Raw genomic sequence first — 18,703 nt, 5'->3', positions numbered from 1 at the left:
CCCGGCCGCCGCCCGGCGTGAGAGCAGCAGAACCACGACAGAAAGAGCAGAATGCCCCGCTTCAGCATCATCGTTCCGTCCCACGGGGTCGCGGGCCGGCTGTCCCTGGCACTGGACTCGGTCCTCGCGCAGTCCTTCGGCGACTTCGAGCTGATCCCGGTCTGCGACGGGGACGTCCCCGGTGCGGGCGGCACCGGGGACGCGGCGGAGCCCGGCTCCCCCGCGGCGGACGTCGCCGCCCGGCACGCCGAGCGGGACTCCCGGGTGGCGCCCGTGCGCTCCCCCGCGTCGGACGGCCTGGCCGGGGCGCGCAACGCCGGGATGCGGGCGGCGACCGGCGCGTACCTGCTGTTCCTCGACGGCGACGACGTGCTCGTGCCCGGGGCGCTGGCCCGGCTGGACGCGCGTCTGGCCGAGACGGGCGAGGTCGACGTGCTGCACTTCGAGCACGAGCGCGTCCCCTGGTGGGAGGGCGAGCCGGCCAACCCGGCCGCCCCGCTGCTGCGCGGGGCGCCGGACGGGGCGTTCTCCCCCGGCCGGGCGCCCGGGCTGACGGGCGTGCAGCTGCCGGCGTGGAGCGCCGCCTACCGCCGCGCCTTCGTCACCGAGCGGCGGCTGGCCTTCCCCGACGGCCGTTTCACGGACGTCGGCTGGGGCGGCCTGGCGGTGCTGGGCGCCGAGCGGATGGCGGTGCTGCGCTCGGTCGTCGTACGGCACCTGGTGCGGCGCCAGGGCAGCCGGCTGAACCTGCCCGGCGAGCACCACGCCGAACTGCTGGACCAGGTGGAGCTGGTGCTCACCCGGGCCGCCGAGCAGGGCCTGCCGCCCGAGCGGTCGGGGCCGCTGTTCGAGCAGCTCTTCGCCGCGGTGCTGAAGACGGCCGCCCACCCCCGGCGGCTGCCGGCCGGGCGCCGGGCCTTCTTCCGCCGGGCGAGCACGCTGTACCGCCGCCACCGCCCGGCCGGTTTCCGGTTCCCGGGCGGCAGCCTCGGCGTGCAGCACCGGCTGCTGGCGGCCGGCTCGTACGCGGCGTTCCACGCCCTGCGCGGGGCCAACCGGTCCGTGTCGGGGGTGATCGGGCGCCTGCCCCGGCCCCGGACGCTGCGCACCCGCCTGCTGTACCGGGTCCACCTGCGCCGCCCGCTGGACCCGCAGCTCGCCGTGTACTGCGCGTACTGGGGCCGCGGCTACGTCTGCAACCCGGCCGCCATCCACGCCAAGGCGCGCGAACTCGCCCCGCACATCCGCTCGGTGTTCCTGGTGGAGGCCGGCCAGGCGCACGCCGTGCCGGAGGGCGTCGACCACGCCGTGATCGGCAGCCGCCGCTCCTGGGAGGTCCTGGCCAGGGCGAAGTACCTGGTCAACAACGCCAACTTCGCGGAGGGCGTGGTCAAGCGCCCCGGCAGCGTCCACCTGCAGACCCAGCACGGCACCCCGCTGAAGACGATGGGCGTCGACCAGGCGACGTACCCGGTGGTCGCGGCGGCCACCGGCAGCTTCGCCAAGCTGCTGGGCCGGGTGGACCGCTGGGACTTCAGCCTCTCCGCCAACCGCCACTCCACCCAGATGTGGGAGCGGGCCTTCCCGGGTTCGTACGAGCACCTGGAGTACGGCTATCCGCGCAACGACGTCTACTACACGGCGACCGCCGAGGACGTGGCCCGCGTCCGCGAGGAGCTGGGCGTCCCCGAGGGCAGCACCGCCGTCCTGTACGCCCCGACCCACCGCGACTACCGCACCGGCTTCGAGACGGGCGGCCTGGACCTGGAGGCGTTCTGCGAGGCCGCCGGCGAGGACGTCGTGGTGCTGCTGCGCGCCCACTACTTCTACGACCGGGGCGGGCGCGGCGGCGGCGGCCGGGTCATCGACGTGACCGCGCACCGCTCCTCGGAGGACGTCTGCCTGGCCGCCGACGCGCTGGTCACCGACTACTCGTCGATCATGTTCGACTACGCCAACCTCGACCGGCCCATCGTCGTGTACGCCGACGACTGGGACGTCTACCGGGAGACCCGGGGCGTCTACTTCGACCTGATGGTCGCGCCGCCGGGCCCGGTGGCGCGGACGCCGGAGGAACTGGCGCGGGTGTTCCGCGACGGGTCGTACGCGGGAGCCGAGTCGGCCGCGCGGCGGGCCGCCTTCCGGGAGCGCTTCTGCGAGTTCGACGACGGCCGGGCCGCCGAGCGCGTCGTACGGCGGGTGTTCCTCGGCGAGCCGCCGGAGGCGCTGCCGCCGGTGACCCCGCTCGCCGAGCGGGTGCCCGCCCCCGCCGCGACGACCCTGGCAAGGAGCTGACGTGCCGCGCTTCAGCATCATCATCCCCTGCTTCAAGGTGCAGGGCTTCCTGCGCGAGTGCCTGGACTCGGTCCTGGAGCAGTCGTTCCGGGACATCGAGGTGATCGCCGTCGACGACCGCTCCCCGGACGGCTGCGGCGCGATCCTGGACGCCTACGCGGCCCGCGACGAGCGCCTGCGGGTGCTGCACCTGACGGAGAACGTGGGCCTCGGCCGGGCCCGCAACGCCGGGATGCCGCACGCCACCGGCGACTACCTCTTCTTCCTGGACAGCGACGACACCCTCACCCCGGGCGCGCTGCGCGCGATGGCCGACCGCCTGGAGGAGGCCGGCGACCCGGACGTGCTGGTCTTCGACTACGCCCGCACCTACTGGTGGGGCGGGACGCGCAGGAACGTCCTCGCGCACGTGCTGACCGGGGCCCGCGACGGCACCTTCACGGCCGCCGAGCGGCCCGAGGTCCTCGACCTGCTGATGGTGGTGTGGAACAAGGTCTACCGGCGCGACTTCGTCGAGCGGGAGGGCTTCACCTTCCCGCCCGGCTACTACGAGGACACGCCCTGGACGTTCCCGGTCCTGCTCAGCGCCGGGCGGATCGCCGCGCTGGACCGGATCTGCCTGTACTACCGCCAGCGCCGCCGGGGCAGCATCCTGTCCACCACCAGCCGCAAGCACTTCGACGTCCACGAGCAGTACGAGCGGGTCTTCGCGTTCGTCGACTCCCGTCCGGAGCTCGCGGGCTGGCGGCCCCTCCTGCACGCCAAGATGGGCGAGCACTGCCTCGACATCCTCGCCAAGCCGGACCGGCTGCCCCCGTCCGACAGGGGCGAGTTCTTCCGCCGCACGGCCGAGCTGTTCCGCCGGCACCGGCCCGAGGGCGCCGAGGTGCCCGCCGGCCTGCGGGTGCTGGAGGGCGGCTACGCGGCCTACGCGGTCCGGCGGCAGGCCGGGCGGGCGGCCCGGGAGCTGGGGCGGCGGGCCGGGCAGGCGCGCGCGGCGGCCGCCGGGCGCGCCGGCCGTGTCCGGTCCGCGCTGAACGCCCGCCGCCCGCTGGATCCGCACCTCGCCGTGTACTCGGCGTTCTCGCACCGGGGCGTGCTCGGAGACCCCGCGGCGGTCTACCACAAGGCCCGCGAGCTCGCCCCGCACATCCGGGGCGTGTGGGTCCTGGCCGACGGGGAGCAGGCGGCCCTGCTGCCGCCGGACGTCGAACACGTGCTGCTCGGCTCCGCCGCCTACCGGCGGATCACCGAGCGGGCCACCTACTTCGTCAACAACGTCAACTGGCCCGGAACGCTGGTCAAGCGTCCCGGCAGCGTGCACGTCCACACCCACCAGGGCACCCCGCTGAAGTACATGGGCGCCGACCTGCTGGACAAGCCCGGGGCCCGGTACGGCCTCGACGTGCCGCAGATGCTGCGCCGCGCCGACCGCTGGGACTACAGCCTGGTCGCCAACCGGTACTCCGAGCTGGTGTGGGAGCGGGCCTACCCCTGTCACTTCACGTCCCTGCGGACCGGCAGCCCGCGCAACGACGTCCTGGTCGGCGCCGGACCGGACCGCGGGGCGGCGGTCCGCGCGCGGCTCGGCATCCCCGACGGCCACACGGTCGTGCTGTACGCGCCGACCCGCCGGGACTACCGCCGCAGCGGCCACGTGGACCGGATCGACCCGGCCCGTTTCGCGCGGGACCTGGGCGAGGGCCACACCCTCGTGGTCCGTCTGCACCCCTCCCTCGCCACCGGCCCGGCGCGCGGCCTGGGCCTGTCCGAGCTGCACCGGCGCGGGGTGCTCGTCGACGCGACGGACGAGCCGCACGTCACGGACCTGATGCTCGCCTCGGACGTGCTGGTCACCGACTACTCGGCCCTGATGTTCGACTACGCCAACCTGGACCGGCCGATCGTCGTGCACGCCGACGACTGGGGCGCGTACACGGCGAGCCGGGGCGCCTACTTCGACATCACCGCCGAACCGCCGGGCCACGTCTCGCGCTCCTACCGGGAACTGGCGTGGCTGTTCGCCTCCGGGGCGTGGCGGGACGAGGAGGCGGCGCGGCTGCGGGCCGCGTTCCGGGAGCGGTTCTGCGAGTTCGACGACGGCCGGGCCGCCGAGCGGGTGGTGCGCACGCTGATGCTGGGCGAGGCGATGCCCGCGCCGGTGGCCGTCCGGGGCGTGCTGCCCTCCCCCACGTCCCCGGCCGCCGGCCGTGACCTGCTGACGCCGTCGTGAGGCCGCGCACCTGGGTGCTGGTGCTGGCCGCGGTGTTCGCCGTGCTCCAGCTCGCGAACGTCGCCGGGCGGGACACCCCCGACACCAAGAACTACCTGTCGTACGCGCTGAGCCTGCGCGGCGACGGCAAGCGGGAGGCGGCGGCCGCCACCATCGACTACGTCTGCATGGGCAGGGCGGCGATCGCGCTGCGCGACCAGAACGTCGACGTGGTGCGCTTCCACCGTCCGGACCCCACCCCGCGGGTGGTGTCCGAGTGCCGGGCCCGGGAGCTGCAGCGGGTGGAGGCGCGGCTGCGGGCCGGGCAGACCGGCGGGCACACCGTGCCCTTCACGTCGGAGCGCTTCATGCGGATCTTCGAGGCGAGGCCCGGGTATCCGCTGGTGCTGGTGCCCTTCGTGACGCTGCTCGGCGTGATGTGGGGGGTGTGGGCGGCCGGCGTGGTGATCACGGTCGTGGGCGGGGTCCTGGCCTTCCTGGTCCTGCGCACGCTGGCGGTGCCGGTGCCGCTCGCGCTGACCGGGCAGGCGCTGTTCTACGTCCTGCCGTGCGGGACGACCGCCATGCGCCCCATGACCGAAGGGCTGATGATGACCCTCACGCTGGCGGCGCTGTGGGGCTGCGCGCTGGTGCTGGACGGGCGGCGGGTGCGGGCGGGGGTGGCGCTGGTGGCCGGCGCGCTGCTCGCGCTGTTCGCGGTCAAGCACTCCCAGGCGCTGTTCCTCGGGGTGTGCACGGCGGCGGCGGGCGCGCTGCTCGCCGTACGGCGGTGGCGGCGGGGCCGGCCGCCGGGGCGCGGGGTGCTCGCGCTCGCCGGGGCCGGGTGCGCCGCGGCGCTCGGGACGCTGCTGCTGGCCCGGGCGCTGCGCTACCCGTCCGGGTCGGAGAGCGTGCAGGACCTGCTCACCCACCACTTCGCCCGGCCCGACCGGGCCGATCCCTGGCCGGAGTTCCTGCAGCTCCAGGTCAACTTCTGGGTGGAGTGGCTGCGGCGGCAGCTGTGGGAGCCGCTGTTCCTGGCGTTCCTGGCGGCCGGTGCCTGGGGCGCGCGGCGGCGGCCCGCCTTCGGCTGCTTCCTGGCCGCCGCCGCCTTCACCGGGTTCCTCAACCAGGCCGGGCACCCGGACATCAACATCTGGGGCGAGCGGCTGATCGTGCTGGCGTGGCTGCTGCCGGTGCTGGGGGTGCCGCAGCTGCTGGAGCCGGTGGTGCGGGAGCGGGTGGTGCGGGAGCGGACGGCGGTGCCGGCGCGGGGGGCCGCGGCCGGGCTCACTCGATGAGGTGACGCGAGGTCAAGCCGCCGGCCCGCGCGGGAACATTCGGCAAATGCCTCAGACGCTCCGATCCCTCTCGAACCGATGAGCGCCCAAGTCCTGGTCCGGCAGACCGCCCGCGGTGCCACGGCGCTGCGCGGCGGCCGCACCTGGCGCCCCACCCCGTACCAGGCCGTCGGCCTGCTGTTCTTCCTGGTGATGTGGCTGGCGTACTGGCGTGTGCCGCTGTGCTGCGACGCCGGCCAGCACGCGGCGGTCGTCGAACGCCTGAAGGCCGACCTCCTGCGTCCCCGCCATCCGACGGCGGACCTCCCCGGCGCGGGCAGCCCCTACTACTCGCCGTACGCCCTCGCGCAGGGCGTGTTCGCCCGGCTGACGGGGCTGACCGGCTGGGAGGTGGTCAGGCTCGCCGGGCCGGTGAACCTGCTGGTGCTGCTGACCGGCCTGGGCCGGTTCGTGCGCGTGCTGACCGCGCGGCCGTGGGCGCCGGTGCTTGCGCTGGGCGCGATGACCCTGCTGTGGGGCACCGAACGGGCCTGGTGGAGCGGCTACCTGGGCCTGATGTCGATGACGGGCACCCTCGGCTACCCGTCGGCGTTCGCGGTCGGGCTGACCTTGTGGGCCTGGGCGCTGACGGGCGCGCGGGCCCGGGACGCCGGGCCGGTGCGGTACGTGGGGCCGGGCGGGATGCCCGGGCTCGCCGGGTACGCGGGGCTCGGCGCGCTGTACGGGCTGATCCTGCTCGTCCACCCGATCACCTCGGTGGCGGCGGCGCTGGGGGCGGTCGCGCTGGTGGCCGGGTGGCAGCGGGGCCGGCCCGGGGCGGTCGCCGGGCGGTGGGCGCTGGCGGCGGCCTGCGCGCTGACGGCGGCGTCGGCGTGGCCGTACTTCGACGTGCTGGCCCTGGCCGGGGACGGCAGCGTGGACGCGATGCACCGGGGGCTGTACGAGGACCTCGGCGGACGGTTCTGGCTGGCGCTGCTGGGGCTGCCGGCGCTGTGGCTGCGGGCGCGGCGGGGCTCGTGGCGCGACCCGCTGGTGGTGATGTTCGTCCTGGACTGCCTGGCGGTGGCGTACGGCTGGGTCAGCGGCCACTACACCTACGGCCGGATCCTCGGGCTCGCGGTGCTGCCGCCGCAGTTCGCGCTGGCGGTGGAGCTGGCCGCGGCGCGGCCGTGGCCGGTGTGGCGGCGGCTGCTGGGCGGGGCCGCGGCGGCGGGGGCGTGCGCCGGGTTCCTGACGGTGCACGCCGGGGCGGTGGTGCCGCGCTCGCTGGACCCGGTCGGCTTCGCGCAGCCCCCGCGCTGGCCCACGTACGAGTGGGCCGCGCGGCACATCGGGCCCGGCGAGGTGGTGATCACCGACGGCTACTACGCCGTTCACGCGATCGCCGGGTACGGACCCAACCTCGCGGCGCCCGCCTGGCCGGACCGGGCGCTGGACGAGCGGGAGCGGCGCCGCCGCCTCGCCGACGTCCGCGCCTACCTCGCCCCGGGGTCGACCCGCGCCGGGCGCACCGCCGTCGCCCGCCGCTACGGCGTGCGCTGGCTGCTCCTGACGCGCTGGCATCCGGTGCCCGAGGAGGCGGTGGTGGTGGCGTGGAGCCGGCGGACGGGGGAGGTGCTGGCGCGGGTCGGGGGTGAGCGGCCGGTGCCTACTCGATGACGAGGTCGACCGGGATGTTGCCGCGGGTGGCGTTGGAGTACGGGCAGACCTGGTGGGCCTGCTCGACCAGCTTGCGCCCGGTCGCCTCGTCCAGGCCGTCGGGCAGCTCGACGCGGAGGGTGACGGCGAGCGCGAAGCCCTCGCCCTGCTTGCCTATGCCGACCTCGGCGGTCACCGCGGCATCGCTGACGTCGACCTTCGCCTGCCGGCCGACCAGCCCGAGGGCGCTGCCGAAGCAGGCGGCGTACCCGGCGGCGAACAGCTGCTCCGGGTTGGTGCCCCGGCCGTTGCCGCCGAGTTCGACGGGCATGCCCAGAGCGAGGTCCAGCGTGCCGTCGGAGCTGACGGCGCGGCCCTCGCGGCCGTGGGTGGCGGTGGCGACAGCGGTGTAGAGCGCGTCCATGGAGAACCGTCCCTGGGTGAGGAGAGGAGTCGTTGACGGGAACGATTAGAGCACACAATTTAGTTGTGCACAACTGAATTGCTCGTCCGAGTTATCCTGGACGCATGACCACGCCCACAGCGGACTGGCTCCGCCTGGACCAGCAGATCTGCTTCTCCCTGCACGCCGCCTCGCGCGCCTTCGGCGGCGTCTACCGCGTGATCCTCAAGGACCTCGGGCTCACGTATCCGCAGTACCTGGTGATGCTGGTGCTCTGGGAGCACGGCACGCTGCCCGTCAAGAAGCTGGGCGAGCACCTGCGCCTCGACTCCGGCACGCTGTCCCCGCTGCTCAAGCGGCTGGAGGCGGCCGGCCTGATCCGCCGGGAGCGCAGCGCGCGCGACGAGCGCTCGGTGGAGGTGGGACTGACCGGGGAGGGCGCCGCACTGCGGGAACGGGCACTGGAGGTGCCGCGCCGGATCGCCGCCGCGACCGGCTGCGACGTCGACGAGATCCGCGCGCTGCGCGAACGCCTCGACCAGCTCACCACGGCCCTGGACGCGGCGGTGCGGGAGCAGCGGTAGCCGGGCGGCGGACCCCGCGCCCCGCCGTCCGGCCCGGGGCCGAAGGCGTGTCCTCGGGGCACCTCCACCGGATGTCGATGGAATATCGGCACGGTTGCGGCATTCGCCCGGTTTACGATCCGTCGTAGGCAGGCCCCGCCTCCGCATCCGGCCCTTGGACGTCCATGAACGCTCCCTCCTCCCAGGTCGCCGTCGTCGTCATCGGCTACGACGACGCCGCCCATGTGACGGACGCCGTGCGCTCGGCGCTCGCGCAGGGCCCCGCCGTGCGCGAGGTCGTCGCCGTCGACGACTGCTCGGCGGACGGCAGCGCCGAGCTGCTCGCCCGCCTCGCCGCGGCCGAGCCGCGCCTGAGGGTGGTCCGGCGCCGGGTCAACAGCGGGGGCTGCGGCACGCCGCGCAACACCGGGCTCGACACGGTCACGGCGCCGTACGTGATGTTCCTGGACAGCGACGACGTGCTGCCGCCCGGCGCGGTGGACGCGCTGCTCGCGGCGGCGGCCGGGGCGCGGGCGGAGGTGGCGGGCGGACTGTGCGTGCGCCGGGAGCTGCCCTCCGGGCGCGAAGTGCCCTGGGAGGGGCGCCTGTACGCGGCGCCCGCCGTGATCGCGCGCCCGGCGCTGCGCCCGCGCCTGGTCCACGACACGCTGTGCGTCAACAAGCTCTACCGCACCCGCTTCCTGCGCGAGCACGGCATCCGCTTCCCCGAGGGCCGCTTCCGCTACGAGGACCTGGTCTTCACCGCGCGCGTGCTGGCCGCGGCCCCGCGCATCGCCCTGGTCCCGGACCGGGTGTACGTGTGGCACGTGCGCCGGTCCGCCGCGCGGCTGTCGATCTCCCTGGACCGGGCGGGCGTCGACAACTGGCGGGCCCGTACGCGCGCGTGCCGGATGGTGGACGAGATCCTGCTCGGCGCCGGGCAGAAGGACCTCGCGCGGGCGGCGCGGGCCAAGTTCCTCGACCACGAGCTGCGGATGTACGCGCGCGAGCTGGGGCTGCGCGACGCGGAGCACCGGCGCGCGTGGTGGGAGCTCACCCGGGCGCACCTCGCCCGGTACGACGCGGCCGACTGGGCGCGCAACCCCACCGCGCCCGGGCGCCTGATCGGACGGGTCGTGCTGGCCTCCCCCGAGCCGCGCGACCTGCCCCGGCTGCGCGAGCTGGCGGCCCGCCCGGCCCGCCTGCTGCCGCCCTACGCGCGCGCCGCGGACGGCACACCCGTCTGGTCGGACGACCTCCCCCAGGTCGCCCTGGAGCCCCTGCTGACCCGGCCCGTCCGCCTCCTGCCCCTCGCCGTCGACGCGGAACTGCGGCCGGACGCGCGCACCGTGCGGCTGCGGCTGCGGCTGCACGAGCTGTACGGCCGGCTGGCGCAGGCGGGCCCGGAGGCGGTCGAGGTGGAGTGGCGGCGCCGGGAGGACGGGCGGGCGGCCCGGCGCCGTACCGCCGCCCTCGCCCCGTCCGCCGGCGCCACCTGGTCGGCCGGGACGACGGTGGACCTGGCGGACCTGGCGACGCACGGGCCGGGCACCTGGGACCTGCGCCTGCGGGTGCGCTTCCGCGACGGCGCGAGCCGCGAGGTCACGGCGCACGCGCGCACGGGCGGCGGCCTGCTGCGCCGTCGCGCCGTCCCGAGCGCCCGCCACGGGGTGGTCCTCCTCCAGCCCTACGCCACCCACTCCGGCGCGCTGGCCCTGCGCGTGGCGCCCGGCCCGCGCGGCGCGGCGTCCGTGGTACGCGGCAGGCTGCGGCGCCTGTTTCACTGAGAGCCGCCTGCTTCACTGAGCGCCGCGACAGCCACGGGCGCGTACCGCACCGGGCCGACCGACGAGGGGACGACCGCGCATGACCCGGCTGATCGCCGGCGGCGCCGGCCACCCCGGGGCGCACGTCGTACGGGCGGTGGCCGAGGCGGGGGAACGGGCGGTGGTGTACGACGGCCTGTCCACCGGGACCGCCGGGCGCGTGCCGGACGCCCGGGCTTCGCGGACCGGCTCACAGCGCCTTCAGCGCCTCGGTGGTGGCCCGGGCCAGCGCGTCCAGATGGCCCTCGGGCAGCTCGGGGCTGCGGATCACCACCGAGCGCCAGTACAGGGGGCCGGAGATCAGGTCGAGGGCCAGGTCGTGGTCGATGCCCTCGCGGACCTCGCCGCGTCGCTCCGCCGCCGCCACGATGCCGCTGGCGACGCCGTCCCGGCCTTCCCGCAGGGCCTTCTGCAGGGCCTGGTCGATGTCCGGGTTGCGGGCCGCCTCGGCCTGGAGGTCGGGGAGGATCTGCGAGGCGACGGGGTGGCGCAGGGCGCGGGAGGTCACCTCGTACAGCAGGCGCAGGTCCCGTTCGAGCGAGCCCGTGTCCGGCGCGGGCAGGCCCTGCACGGCGAGCGCCGAGACGATGTCCAGGACCAGGTGCAGTTTGGAGCGCCAGCGCCGGTAGACCGCGGTCTTGCCGACACCCGCCCGGCGCGCGATCCCCTCGATGGACATCCGCGCGTAGCCGACGGCCGCGAGTTCCTCGAAGACGGCCGCCCGGATGGCTTCCGTGACGTCCTGCCGCAGCACGGCCGCCCCGGCGGGGGCCCGGCGGCGCGGACGCGGCTGGGGCTCGTCGGCGTTCGTCGTCATGCCGACCAGCATAGGGCGCCGCGACGATACGGTGCCGTCCTCACGCAACCCCGCCCCCTCCGCCGCGACGGAACGGTTGCGTTCCGACGTCCGTTCGCCCTACGCTCGCGTTGCGACGATACGGTCCCGTCCCGACGTAAGAGAACGTGCGGTGCCGCGTGGGCGAACGCCGGGCCACGGACGCGGAAACCGCACGCGCCACCCCCTCCCCCCTAGTGAAAGCAGCGGATGTGAGTCAGGTCCTCTCCACACCGCCCCCGACCCGGACACCGGTCCCGGCCGACGACGACCTCGCGGCTCTCGCCGCCCGCCACGGCCTCTCGGTCAGCGGGGCCCGCCCCTCACTGCCCCGGTACGTGCGCCAGTTGTGGGCGCGCCGCCACTTCATCTCCGCGTTCGCCACCGCCAAGCTCACCGCCCAGTACAGCCAGGCGAAACTGGGCCAGGTCTGGCAGGTGATGACGCCGCTGCTGAACGCGGCCGTGTACTACTTCGTCTTCGGCGTGCTGCTCCAGACCAAGAAGGGCGTGCCCGACTACGTCCCGTTCCTGGTCACGGGCGTGTTCGTCTGGACGTTCACGCAGAGCTCGATCATGGCCGGCACCCGCGCGATCTCCGGCAACCTCGGCCTGGTGCGCGCCCTGCACTTCCCGCGCGCCGCGCTGCCGCTCTCCTTCTGCCTCCAGCAGCTGCAGCAGCTGCTGTTCTCGATGGCCGCCCTGGCCGTCATCCTGCTCGCGTTCGGCGTGCCGCCGGCCGCGTCCTGGGTGCTGGCGGTCCCGGCGCTGGTGCTGCAGTTCACCTTCAACGCGGGCGTGTCGATGATCATGGCCCGGGTGGGCGCGAAGACCCCGGACATCGCCCAGCTGATGCCGTTCGTGCTGCGCACCTGGATGTACGTCTCGGGCGTGATGTGGAGCATCGACCAGCTGGTCGGCCGGCACGACGACCTGCCGTCGTGGCTCGGCCCCGTGCTCCAGGCCAACCCGGCCGCCGTCTACATCGACCTGATGCGCTTCGCCCTGATCGACAGCTTCGACGCGAGCCGGCTCCCGGCGCACGTGTGGGCGATCGCCACCGGCTGGGCGCTGCTCGCCGGCGTGGGCGGCTTCATCTACTTCTGGAAGGCTGAGGAGACGTACGGCCGTGGCTGACAGCAACGCGCTCGCGAGCGAGAAGATCCCCACCGTGATCGCCGACGGCGTCGACGTCGTCTACCGGGTCAACGGCACCGGCGCCGGACGCGGTTCCGCGACCGCCGCCCTCAACCGCATCCTGCGCCGCAGGCAGGCCGAGAAGGCGGCGGGCGTGCGCCGGGTGCACGCGGTGCGGAACGTGTCCTTCGTCGCCTACCGGGGCGAGGCGATCGGCCTGATCGGCACCAACGGATCCGGCAAGTCGACCCTGCTCAAGGCCGTCGCTGGGCTGCTCCCGGTGGAGAACGGCCGGATCTACACCGACGGCCAGCCCTCCCTGCTCGGCGTGAACGCGGCCCTGATGAACGACCTGACCGGCGAGCGCAACGTGCACCTCGGCGGCCTGGCGATGGGCATGTCCCGCGAGCAGATCAGGGAGCGCTACCAGGAGATCGTCGACTTCTCCGGCATCAACGAGAAGGGCGACTTCATCACGCTGCCGATGCGCACCTACTCCTCCGGCATGGCGGCCCGGCTGCGCTTCTCCATCGCCGCCGCCAAGGACCACGACGTCCTGCTCATCGACGAGGCCCTGGCCACCGGCGACCGCTCCTTCCAGAAGCGGTCGGAGGCCCGCATCCGCGAGCTGCGCAAGCACGCGGGCACGGTGTTCCTGGTCAGCCACAACAACAAGTCGATCCGCGACACCTGCGACCGGGTGCTGTGGCTGGAGCGCGGCGAACTGCGCATGGACGGACCGACGGAGGAGGTCCTCAAGGAGTACGAGGCGTTCACCGGGGACAAGTCGGCCAAGCCCAAGCCCAAGCCGAAGGCCGCGCCCGAGCCGCCCGGGCGGGCGCGGCCGGAACCCGGGGGGACGAAGGTTCCTCTTCCCTCGTGAGGCGCAGCCCGGTCGGCCCTTTCGCCGCATCGGTGGCACTATGACCGAATAGGTGCGTCCGGAGCGACGAGACGAAGGAGTCCCGTGATGCCCGAGCTCAGCGTCGTCGTCCACGGGCCGAACACCCAGGACCACCTGACCGGACTCCTCGACTCCCTCGTCGCCCACCCCTTCCCGGACGCCGAGGTCATCGTGGCCGCGGTCGGCGACTGGGCGCGGGAGACGGCCGAGCGGCACGCCCCCGGCGTCCGGGTGCTGCCCCTGCCGGACGGGACCGGCGACGCCGCCTCCCGGGCGGCCGGGGCGGCGCGGGCCACCGGCCGCTGGCTGCAGTTCGTGCGCGCCAAGGACGGGCTGCCGGCCGGCGCCCCGCGCACGGTCGCCGAGCGCGCCGCCGAACTCCCCGACACCGTCGACGTCCTCCTGCTCGACCACGTCCGCAGCACCTGGCACACCCGCGGCCTGCCCTCCCCCGACGGCCCCCTGCTCGCCCGCGCCGGCCGTGCCGGCCTCGCGCTCGACGACTGCGCGTCCCTGCTGCGCCTGACCCCGCTGCTCGGCACCCGCGTGCTGCGCGCCGGCTTCTGGCGGGCCCACCGGGAGCTGCTGGCCACGGACGACGAGGCGTTCGCGGCGTACGCCGCCCCGCTGCTCGCCGAGCGCGTCGCCTGCCTGCCCCACCCCGCCTACGAGGACCGCCGCCTGCGCCCCGCGAGCCTGCCCCCGGTCACCCCCGGGCAGCGCTACGCCCTCGTCGACCGCTACGAGCGCCTCCTGGACCTCACCCGGGACCGCCCGGCCGTGCACGCCGTGCTCTACGACGTCATGGTCCGCGACTGCCTGCGCACCTTCGCGCGCGGCGGCATGCCGGAGGAGGTGGCACGCGAGTTCTTCCGCCGGGCCTCCCTCGCGGCCCTGCGCCGCCGCCCCGAGGGCCACCGGCACCCGGACGGCCCGGAGGGCGTCCGCCGGTCCCTGCTCGAAGAGGGCGCCTACACCAGGTACCGGGCCCTCCAGGCCGCCAACCGCACCCGCCGCGCCGCCCGGTCGGCCGTACGGGCCGGGAAGCGGCGGATCGGCGCCCGGCTCCACGACCACCGCTACCGCAGGGCGCTGAGCCGCCCGGTCGACCCCCACCTGGCCGTCTTCGCCGCCTACTGGAACCGGGGCGTGGCCTGCAACCCGGCCGCCATCGCCGCCAAGCTGGCCGAACTGGCCCCGTGGATCCGCCCGGTGTGGGTGGTGACGGCGCGGAACGCGGCCCTCCTGCCGCCCGGCACCGACCACGTCGTCCCCGGCACCCGCCGCTACTGGGAGGTCCTGGCGACCGCCAGGTACCTCGTCAACAACGTCAACTTCCCCAACGAGGTGGTCAAACGCCCGGACGCGGTCCACCTCCAGACCCACCACGGCACCCCCCTCAAGCGCATGGGCCTGGACCAGATGCAGTTCCCGGCCGCCGCGCAGGGCCTGGACTTCCGGGCCCTGCTGGAGCGCGTCGACAAGTGGGACTACAGCGTCTCCGCCAACAGCCACACCACCCGCATGTGGGAGCGGGCGTACCCGTCCCGCTTCGTCTCGCTCGACCACGGCTATCCGCGCAACGACGTCTACTACACGGCCGGCGCCGGCGACGTCCGCGCGGTCCGGGAGCGCCTCGGCATCGCGCCGGGCCGCCGGGCGATCCTGTACGCGCCCACGCACCGCGACTACGAGGCCGGCTGGACCCCGCGCCTGGACCTCGCCGCCCTGGCCGACCGGCTCGGCGAGGACACGGTCCTGCTGGTGCGCGGCCACTACTTCTACGACCGCGCGGCCTCCCCGCTCACCGGCCTGCGCCGCGCGGGCCGCATCCTCGACGTCTCCTCCTACGACCCGGTCGAGGACCTGTGCCTGGCGGCGGACGCCCTGGTCACGGACTACTCCTCGATCATGTTCGACTACGCCAACCTGGACCGCCCGATCGTGATCCACGCCGACGACTGGGAGACCTACCGCACCACCCGCGGCGTCTACTTCGACCTGATGGCCGAGGCGCCGGGCGCGGTGGCCCGCACCCAGGAGCGGCTCACGGAGATCCTCACCACCGACGCCTGGCACGACGAGGGCGCGGCGAAGGCGCGGGCCGCCTTCCGGCGCCGGTTCTGCGAGTACGACGACGGACGCGCCGCCGAACGCGTCGTACGCCGGGTCTTCCTCGGCCAGGGCGAGGAGCGGCTGCCGTCGGTGCTGCCGGTCGAGGACCGCACCCCCGCCCCGACCCCGCAGGAGGCGAGCACATGAGCAGACCCGACGTCACCGTGACGGTCATCGTCCACAACGACGCCGAACGCCTCCCCCGCGCGGTCGCCTCCGTCCAGCGGCAGACCCACGCCGAGCTGGAGATCGTCATCAGCGACGACCACTCGACGGACGGGACAGCGGCGGTGGCGCGGCGGCTGGCGGCCGGGGACCCCCGCATCCGGGTGGTGCGCCTGGAGCGGAACAGCGGCGGCTGCAGCGCCCCCCGCAACCGCGGCCTGGAGATCGCCCGGGCCCCGTACCTGATGTTCCTGGACAGCGACGACGAACTCCCCGGCAACGCGGTCGAGGTGCTGCTGTCCGCCCACCGCGAGCGCGAGATCGACTTCGCGATGGGCGCGGTGGAGCGGATCCGGGTGGACAGCGGGCGCCGCTCCACGTGGATGCCGCACCTGGTGTCCGAGCGCCGCACGCTGGACGGCATCGAGGCCGACCCTCGGCTGTTCTTCGAGCACCTGGCGACCAGCAAGATGTACGCCCGCGCCTTCCTCGACCGGCACGGGCTGCGCTTCCCCGAGGGCATCCACTACGAGGACCAGCTGTTCTCGGCGCAGGCGTACTGCCTGGCCAAGAGGTTCACCATCGTCCCCGAGCCGGTCTACCGCTGGTACGTGGCGCCCTACGCGGCCTCGGACGCGGCCTCGATATCCAACCGGCGGCACCTGCTGAGCAACGTCCGCGACCGCGTCCACGTCCAGCGCCTCATCGACGCGTTCCTGGCCGAGAGCGGGCACGAGTCGCTGCGCGAGGACAAGGACCACAAGTTCCTCAAGCACGACTTCCGCATGTACGCCGGTGACCTGCCGTTCCGTGACGACGCGTGGCTGGAGTCCTTCGCGGACCTGGTCAACCCCTACCTGGCGACCCTGGCCCCGGGCGCGTACGCCCGCCTCCCGCGCGCCGAGCGGGTCGTCCTCCAGCTGGTCCGCGACCGGCGCCTGCGGGACGCGCGGCTGGCGGCGCGGGGGCTGGGCCACGGGGTCGCGCCGCGGGAGGTCACGACGGACGCGCAGGGCCGGACGTACTGGGGCGACCGCGTCCCGCCGGACGACCGGTCGCGCCGCGAACTGGACGTCGGCGACCTGGAGCTGGACACGCGCCCCTTCTTCAGCGCGCAGTTCCGCCACGAGATCACGGAGATCACGCGGGGCCCGGGCGCCGCGCTCGACCTGACCGTCCGCACCTACGACCCGGGCCTGCGCCTGCCGGTGGGCCCGCAGCGCGCGACCCTGCTGCTGGCCCCCGGCCGGCGCCGTCTGCGCCTCCCCTTCCGCCTGTCCCCGGTCCGGCCCGGCGTGTTCGAGGGCCGCGCCCGCCTCGACCTGGCCGCGGCGCCCGTCCCGGTGCACGGCTTCGCCGGCGTACGCCACCCGCTGCTCCGCCTCGAACACCGGGGAGCGGCCCACACGGGCCTGCTGCTGGCGCCCCTGGTCTTCCCGTCGCTGACCGCCCGCGTCGGCTACCGCCGCGGCGCGGCCCCGCACCGCGTCACGGTCGAGCCGGAGGGCCACGGCCCGGGCCGCCTGCAGGTGCGGTGGGAACCGATGGGGGTGACGGCCGCGGTCGTACGGCCGCTGGTGCGGCGGCTGGCCCGTCCCGGGGTGCGCAGGGCGGCGCGGCTGGTGGCGGGCGCGCTGCGGTAGGCCCCGCCCTCAGCGGCGCCACGGGAGCCGCGCGGCCTCACCGCACCACCGCGTACAGCACCTGCCCACCGGGCCCCCGGGCCACCTCCCGCAGCCCCGTCCCGGCCGGCGCCGCCTCCGTGGCCACCACCCACCGCACCCCGTACTCCCGCACGATCCCCCGCCGCACGCTCCCCGGCGTGTCCGCCGCGAAGTACCGCCGCACCGCCGCCGCCCGCCGCCCCTCGTCCGGCAGGAAGAAGTCGGGATAGCCGGGCGCCACGGTGTACGGCCCGTACGCGGGGATCTGCCGGGCCGGCCGCGTCCGCGCCATGACGACGTCTCCGTACCGCACCCACGGCGTGATCCAGTGGTAGCCCGTCCACGGCTCCCGGTACCGGGCGGCGACCGGCCCCGGCAGGTCCCCGCGCGGCACGACGTAGCCCACCGTCCCGGCCTGCGTCCACGCCCCCACCGCCAGCGCCCCGGCGAGCGCGCCGGCCCAGACCGCGCGCACCGCGCGCCGCGCCGCCTCCAGCGCCTGCAGCGCCGCCGCGAGCTGCGCCGGGATCAGCGCGGCGGGCAGCGCACGCCCCCACGAGTAGTGGCCGCTGAGCCCGCCCGCCGCGACCACGGCCGCCCCCAGCGCGAAGAACAGCGCCAGAGGGTCCCACCGGTCCCGCCGCCACCGCAGGGCCAGGGCCGCCACCCCGAGCAGCGCCAGCCAGTACCGCCCGGGCAGGTCCCGGTACAGCGGACGGTGCACCGACTCCAGGCCGGACCCGGCGCCCAGCAGCGCGAAGAAGTCGTAGTACGGCCACAGCGCCAGGACCGGCAGCCCCAGCGCGAGCGCGCCGCCCGACCGCACCCACACCGCCCGGGCGGGCCGCGCCGCGGCCACCGTGGCGAGCGCGCCCAGCGAGGCCACCACCCCGGAGAACTGGTGACAGAGCAGGATCACCGCCCACAGGACCCCGAGTGCGAGCCACGTCCCCCATCCGGCCGGGCCGCGCACCGCCCGGGCCAGCCACGCCCACAGGTGGAAGGCGAGGCCGAGCGCGAGCACGCTCGGGTACGACACGGTCAGCGCGAGCGAGTTCAGGCCGAGGAAGCCGCTCCAGGTGAAAAGGGCCGTCCCCCACAGCAGCAGCAGGCTCAGGACGGCCAGGGCGGGCGCGGCCGGATGGGCGCTCAGGGTGCGGACGTACCGCCACACGCCCGTCAGCAGCAGCCCGAGGGCGGCCAGCGCGCCCAGGCGCAGCACGACGAAGACCGGCAGCCCGCCGGCCCGCGCGACCGCGCCGAGCAGCAGCGTCCACGGCGAGTAGTAGGGGCTGGGCGTGTCCGCGTCGACCAGGGGGTTGCCGGGGTGGAGGAGGTCGTGCCGCAGGCGTTCCACGGTCGCCGCGTGCATGCCGAGGTCGCCGGCCCAGGGGAGGCGGACGATCACCAGGAGCAGCAGCAGGACGACGGCCGCGGTGATCGCCTGCGCGGCGATCACCGCAGGTCTCCGGGAAAGGTCGACGGTCATCCCACAAGCCTCGGCCGGAAACGGCCGGTCCTCCACCCGGATCCCCCCGAAGCCCTCCGACCGCGCGCCGGGGGAGCTCCCGGGGCCCGCCGGTACGCGTGACAAGGGGCGCCCCGGGCCTTCGCGGCCCGGGGCGGCCAAGTCGGCCAGCGAGGAG

General features: G+C 75.2%; 13 protein-coding genes and 1 pseudogene. 11 read left to right on the top strand and 3 right to left on the bottom strand.

What is annotated here, in order from left to right:
* Positions 1-51: 51 nt before the first annotated feature.
* From AB0L29_RS09890 to AB0L29_RS09875, 4 genes are all read left to right on the top strand, one after another.
* On the top strand, positions 52-2,295 hold the full coding sequence (locus AB0L29_RS09890) for a bifunctional glycosyltransferase family 2 protein/CDP-glycerol:glycerophosphate glycerophosphotransferase (RefSeq protein ID WP_365825229.1): 2,244 nt from the start codon (positions 52-54) through the stop codon (positions 2,293-2,295).
* Position 2,296: 1 nt separating this feature from the next.
* On the top strand, positions 2,297-4,528 hold the full coding sequence (locus AB0L29_RS09885; RefSeq protein WP_365825227.1) for a bifunctional glycosyltransferase family 2 protein/CDP-glycerol:glycerophosphate glycerophosphotransferase: 2,232 nt from the start codon (positions 2,297-2,299) through the stop codon (positions 4,526-4,528).
* Positions 4,525-5,808 (top strand): hypothetical protein, encoded by a 1,284-nt coding sequence (locus AB0L29_RS09880; RefSeq protein ID WP_365825225.1) that lies wholly within the window; start codon positions 4,525-4,527, stop codon positions 5,806-5,808. Before AB0L29_RS09885 ends, AB0L29_RS09880 begins: the two co-directional genes overlap by 4 nt.
* Before the next feature lie 78 nt (positions 5,809-5,886).
* Positions 5,887-7,467 carry a hypothetical protein gene (locus tag AB0L29_RS09875; RefSeq protein ID WP_365825223.1) on the top strand — a complete coding sequence of 527 codons (1,581 nt, stop codon included), beginning with the start codon at positions 5,887-5,889 and terminating at the stop codon, positions 7,465-7,467.
* On the opposite strand, the gene AB0L29_RS09870 is transcribed toward AB0L29_RS09875, so the two are convergent.
* A complete protein-coding gene (locus tag AB0L29_RS09870) occupies positions 7,457-7,870 on the bottom strand; it encodes an organic hydroperoxide resistance protein (RefSeq protein WP_365825221.1) in 414 nt (137 codons plus the stop codon). The two genes, AB0L29_RS09875 and AB0L29_RS09870, sit on opposite strands and share 11 nt — an antisense overlap.
* Positions 7,871-7,974: 104 nt before the next feature.
* Here AB0L29_RS09870 and AB0L29_RS09865 point away from each other — a divergent pair, with 104 nt between their 5' ends.
* The 3 genes and pseudogenes from AB0L29_RS09865 to AB0L29_RS09855 form a co-directional block, all read left to right on the top strand.
* Complete coding sequence (locus tag AB0L29_RS09865) at positions 7,975-8,433, top strand: MarR family transcriptional regulator (protein ID WP_365825219.1); 459 nt, start codon at positions 7,975-7,977, stop codon at positions 8,431-8,433.
* 164 nt (positions 8,434-8,597) lie between these two features.
* Positions 8,598-10,199 carry a glycosyltransferase gene (locus AB0L29_RS09860; protein WP_365825217.1) on the top strand — a complete coding sequence of 534 codons (1,602 nt, stop codon included), beginning with the start codon at positions 8,598-8,600 and terminating at the stop codon, positions 10,197-10,199.
* A 79-nt stretch (positions 10,200-10,278) separates the two neighbouring features.
* A pseudogene (locus AB0L29_RS09855) lies at positions 10,279-10,407 on the top strand (UDP-glucose 4-epimerase GalE); the annotation flags it as partial.
* Positions 10,408-10,428: 21 nt separating this feature from the next.
* Here the strand turns inward: AB0L29_RS09855 and AB0L29_RS09850 are convergent.
* Positions 10,429-11,055: a TetR/AcrR family transcriptional regulator gene (locus tag AB0L29_RS09850; RefSeq protein WP_365825216.1), complete on the bottom strand. Its 627-nt coding sequence runs from the start codon at positions 11,053-11,055 to the stop codon at positions 10,429-10,431.
* A 230-nt stretch (positions 11,056-11,285) separates the two neighbouring features.
* Here AB0L29_RS09850 and AB0L29_RS09845 point away from each other — a divergent pair, with 230 nt between their 5' ends.
* The 4 genes from AB0L29_RS09845 (at position 11,286) to AB0L29_RS09830 (ending at position 17,036) form a co-directional block, all read left to right on the top strand.
* Entirely contained in the window at positions 11,286-12,209 is a 924-nt protein-coding gene (locus AB0L29_RS09845) for an ABC transporter permease (RefSeq protein ID WP_365825214.1), read from the top strand.
* The gene (locus tag AB0L29_RS09840; RefSeq protein WP_365825212.1) at positions 12,202-13,092 is read left to right on the top strand and encodes an ABC transporter ATP-binding protein; all 891 of its coding nucleotides are present in this window, start codon (positions 12,202-12,204) and stop codon (positions 13,090-13,092) included. Before AB0L29_RS09845 ends, AB0L29_RS09840 begins: the two co-directional genes overlap by 8 nt.
* Positions 13,093-13,179: 87 nt before the next feature.
* Complete coding sequence (locus AB0L29_RS09835) at positions 13,180-15,375, top strand: CDP-glycerol glycerophosphotransferase family protein (RefSeq protein WP_365825210.1); 2,196 nt, start codon at positions 13,180-13,182, stop codon at positions 15,373-15,375.
* Positions 15,372-17,036, top strand: a complete 1,665-nt coding sequence (locus AB0L29_RS09830; RefSeq protein WP_365825208.1) for a glycosyltransferase family 2 protein — start codon at positions 15,372-15,374, stop codon at positions 17,034-17,036. The genes AB0L29_RS09835 and AB0L29_RS09830 overlap by 4 nt, the downstream gene beginning before the upstream one ends.
* A gap of 37 nt (positions 17,037-17,073) precedes the next feature.
* Here the strand turns inward: AB0L29_RS09830 and AB0L29_RS09825 are convergent, their stop codons facing one another.
* Positions 17,074-18,546: a hypothetical protein gene (locus AB0L29_RS09825; RefSeq protein WP_365825206.1), complete on the bottom strand. Its 1,473-nt coding sequence runs from the start codon at positions 18,544-18,546 to the stop codon at positions 17,074-17,076.
* Positions 18,547-18,703 lie beyond the last annotated feature (157 nt).

This window comes from Streptomyces sp. NPDC052701 (assembly GCF_040678355.1).
In the GTDB taxonomy this organism is placed as follows: domain Bacteria; phylum Actinomycetota; class Actinomycetes; order Streptomycetales; family Streptomycetaceae; genus Streptomyces.
This window is presented reverse-complemented; position numbering and strand designations above follow the sequence as displayed.